The organism is Poseidonocella sp. HB161398 (assembly GCF_005870025.1).
Lineage (GTDB): Bacteria > Pseudomonadota > Alphaproteobacteria > Rhodobacterales > Rhodobacteraceae > Mangrovicoccus.
The window spans coordinates 1-3,396 of record NZ_VATA01000167.1; the positions used below are offsets into that span (position 1 = coordinate 1).

General features: G+C 66.8%; 3 protein-coding genes. All 3 read right to left on the reverse strand.

Annotated elements, in window-relative coordinates:
* A partial coding sequence (locus FGX59_RS36255) for an ABC transporter permease (protein ID WP_138473399.1) occupies window positions 1-779 on the reverse strand: 779 nt, incomplete at its 3' end.
* Entirely contained in the window at window positions 779-1,720 is a 942-nt protein-coding gene (locus tag FGX59_RS36260) for an ABC transporter permease (RefSeq protein ID WP_138473400.1), read from the reverse strand. The genes FGX59_RS36255 and FGX59_RS36260, both read right to left, overlap by 1 nt.
* A gap of 65 nt (window positions 1,721-1,785) precedes the next feature.
* Window positions 1,786-3,372 carry an ABC transporter substrate-binding protein gene (locus FGX59_RS36265; RefSeq protein WP_138473401.1) on the reverse strand — a complete coding sequence of 529 codons (1,587 nt, stop codon included), beginning with the start codon at window positions 3,370-3,372 and terminating at the stop codon, window positions 1,786-1,788.
* Between the last annotated feature and the right edge of the window lie 24 nt (window positions 3,373-3,396).

Here is a 3,396-nt window from a genome sequence, read left to right on the forward strand (position 1 = left end):
AGGCCCGGCCAGAAGATCAGTTCGGGCTTCAGCCGGAAGTAGATCCGCGCTTCGGCCATGATGTTGCCCCAGGTGGGCGTTTCGGTGGAGACGCCGGCGCCGAGGAAGCTGAGGATCGCCTCGGTCAGGATCGCGGAGGCGCAGACATAGGTCGCCTGCACGGTCAGCGGCGCGAAGGTGTTCGGCATCAGGTGGCGCCACAGCACGCGCGGCAGCGAGGTGCCCATCGAGACCGCGGCCTCGACATAGGGTTCCTCCCGCGCGGAGAGCACGATGGAGCGCACCAGCCGCACGACCCGCGGGATCTCGGGGATGGTGATCGCCGCCATGACGGTCCAGATCGAGGCGCCGACCAGCGAGACGATGGCGATCGCCAAGAGCACCGAGGGCATGGCCATCAGACCGTCCATGATCCGCATGATGATCGCGTCGGCGACCCGGAAGAAGCCCGAGACCAGCCCGACCGCCAGGCCGATGACAACGGCCAGCACGGTGACGCCGATGCCGATCACCAGCGAGACGCGGGCGCCCCAGATGACGCGGCTGAGCAGGTCGCGGCCGTAGTTGTCGGTGCCGAGCAGGTACTCGGCCGAGGGCGGCTTCAGCCGCATGATCGGGTTCTGGTAGACCGGATCGTGCGGCGCCACGAAGGGCGCGCAGATCGCCGCCAGGATGATGAGGGTCAGGACCACCGCCGCGATCATCGGCGCGATGCCGAGCTTCGAGCTGATCAGGCGGGTCGGAATGGGGAAGGCTCCACGCATTGTTTTCTCGGCCATCAGTAGCGGATCCGCGGATCAAGGAAGGAATAGGACAGGTCGATCAGCAAGTTGACCAGGACGTAGATGCCCGAGGTCAGGAGGATCAGCGCCTGGATGACGGGGTAGTCGCGGGCGAAGATGCTGTCGACGGTCAGCCGTCCCAGCCCGGGGATGTTGAACACGCTCTCGGTGACGACGACGCCCGAGATCAGGAGCGCGAAGCCGGTGCCGATCACGGTCATCACCGGAACGGCGGCGTTGCGCAGCGCATGGCGGAACAGCACGCGGCGCTCGGTCAGGCCCTTGGCGCGGGCGGTGCGGACATAGTCCTCGCCCAGCACGTCCAGCAGGCTGGCGCGGGTCATCCGCGCGATCAGCGCGATGTAGATCGAGGCCAGCGTCAGCGCCGGCAGGACCGCGCGGGCGGCAAAGCCGGGGAGATCCTCGGAGGGCGGCACGTAGCCCTGCACCGGCAGCAGGCCGAGATCGAGGGCGAAGAGCTTGATCAGCAGGTAGCCGATCACGAAGACCGGGATCGAGAAGCCCAGCACCGAGAAGGTCATCACCAGGTGGTCGATCCAGCTGCGGTGGCGCCAGGCGGCCAGCACGCCCATCGGCACGGCGACGATGACCGACAGCGTGATGGTGATCAGCGCGATCCAGATCGTCGGCCACATCCGGTCGGCGACAAGGTCGATCACCGGCTGGTTGGAAATCAGCGACGTGCCGAAATCGCCGCTCAGCAGGTCGCCCATCCAGCGGAAGAACTGCAGGTAGAGCGGATCGTTCAGCCCCAGCGAATTGCGGATCTTCTCCAGCTGCTCGGGCGTGGCCATGTCGCCGGCGAGGATCGCGGCGGGATCGCCGGGGGTCAGCCGCAAGAGCAGGAAGACGAAGACGGCCACGACCAGCATCACCGGGATGGCGGCAAGAACGCGGCGGAGGAAATAGACGGGCATCTCGGGTCCCTTCGGTCTGTGATCCCCGGCCGGAGGCGCCGGCCGGGGCAGTGGTCAGGCTGGGGTCAGCCGTTCTTCTCGAGGCCCCAGAAGACCGGGAAGGGGGCTTCCTCGACGCCGGTGAGCGTCTCGCTCCAGGCCGACGGGTTGTAGTACTGGCCGAGATGGATGTAGTTCACGTTCTCCATCACATGCGCCTGGATCTGCTGGGCGATCGCCTTCTGCTCGTCGAGTTCCGACGCCTTGGCGAAGGCGTCGAGCATGCCGTTGATCTCCTCGTCCGTCGGCCAGCCGAACCAGGCGGCGTCGCCGCGGCCCGGCAGCATGATGTTGCCCAGCGGGTTGGAGACTTCCGGAACGATCCAGTTGGTGAAGAACAGGTTCCAGCCGCCATCCGAGGGCGCGGCCTGGCTGGCGCGGCGGGTCACCAGGGTCTGCCAGTCCATCGGCTGCATGTCGACGGTGAAGCCCGCCTCGCGCAGCGCCTGGGCCGCGACGATCGGCTGGGCGGTCAGCGTGACCACGTCGGTCGGCTGCATCAGCACGATGGGCGTGCCGTCATAGCCGGCTTCCTCCAGCAGCGCCTTGGCGCCTTCGATATCGCCGCCCGAGGTGATGCTCTCCGAGCCGTCGGTGAACTCGAAGGGGGTGCCGCAGCCGAAGATCGCGCCGCAGACCTGGAAGTAGTCCGGGTTGCCGATCAGCGCGGTCAGCACGTCTTCCTGGCTCAGCGCCATTTCCGCGGCCTTGCGGATCTTCGGGTTGTCGAACGGAGGATAGAGGAAGTTCATCCGGCCGATGGAGACCGAGCCGAGCGGCGACAGCACCTTGGCCTGGATGCCCGGCATGCCTTCGAGCAGCGGCAGAAGGTCGACCGGCACCTGCTCGAGGAAGTCGATCTCGCCGTTCATCAGCGCGTTGAGCGAGGTCTGCGCGTCCGGCATGGTGACCCATTCGACGCGGTCGACCTTGACGTCCTTGGCGCCGGCGAACCAGCTCTGCGGACCCGGCGCGGGGATGTAGTCCTCGTTCTTCTCGTAGACCACCTTCACGCCCGGCTGGAACTCGTCCTGCACGAACTTGAACGGGCCCGAGCCGATCATCTCGGGGATCGGCTCGTTGGCCGGGGTGTTCGCCAGCCGCTCCGGCATCATGAACAGCGCCAGCCCCGAGGGCTTGGCCATGGCTTCGAGCGTGTAGGGGAACGGCTCGGCCAGCTTCAGCTCGAAGCTCTTGTCGCCGGTCGCCTCGAGGCTTTCCATCCGGGCATTGATCATCTGCCCGCCGCCGTCGCGCTGCATCCAGCGCTTGATCGAGGCGATGCAGTCGGCCGGGGTCACGTCGCCGCCGTCATGCCATTTCAGCCCGTCGCGCAGCGTGAAACTGTAGGTCAGCCCGTCTTCGGAGACCTCGAAATTCGCCATCTGGGGCTGGACGACGAAATCGGCGTCCTGCGCGACCAGCGTGTCGAAGATCATGAAGGCGTTGTCGCGGGTGATATGCGCGGTGGTGATGACCGGGTCGAGCACGCGCAGGCCGGAATGCATCACGGCGGTGATGGTGGTCTCGGCGAAGGCGGGAAGGACGGTGGTCATCGTCACGGCGGTCGCCGCGGCGAGTCCGCTGCGCAGGCCACTCCAAATGGCGGTCATGATCGTACCTCTCTGTTGACGCCC

Coding starts and splice junctions, on each gene's coding strand:
- FGX59_RS36260 (WP_138473400.1), bottom strand. CDS start 1,720: ATGCCCGTCTATTTCCTCCGCCGCGTTCTTGCCGCCATCCCGGTGATG.
- FGX59_RS36265 (WP_138473401.1), bottom strand. CDS start 3,372: ATGACCGCCATTTGGAGTGGCCTGCGCAGCGGACTCGCCGCGGCGACC.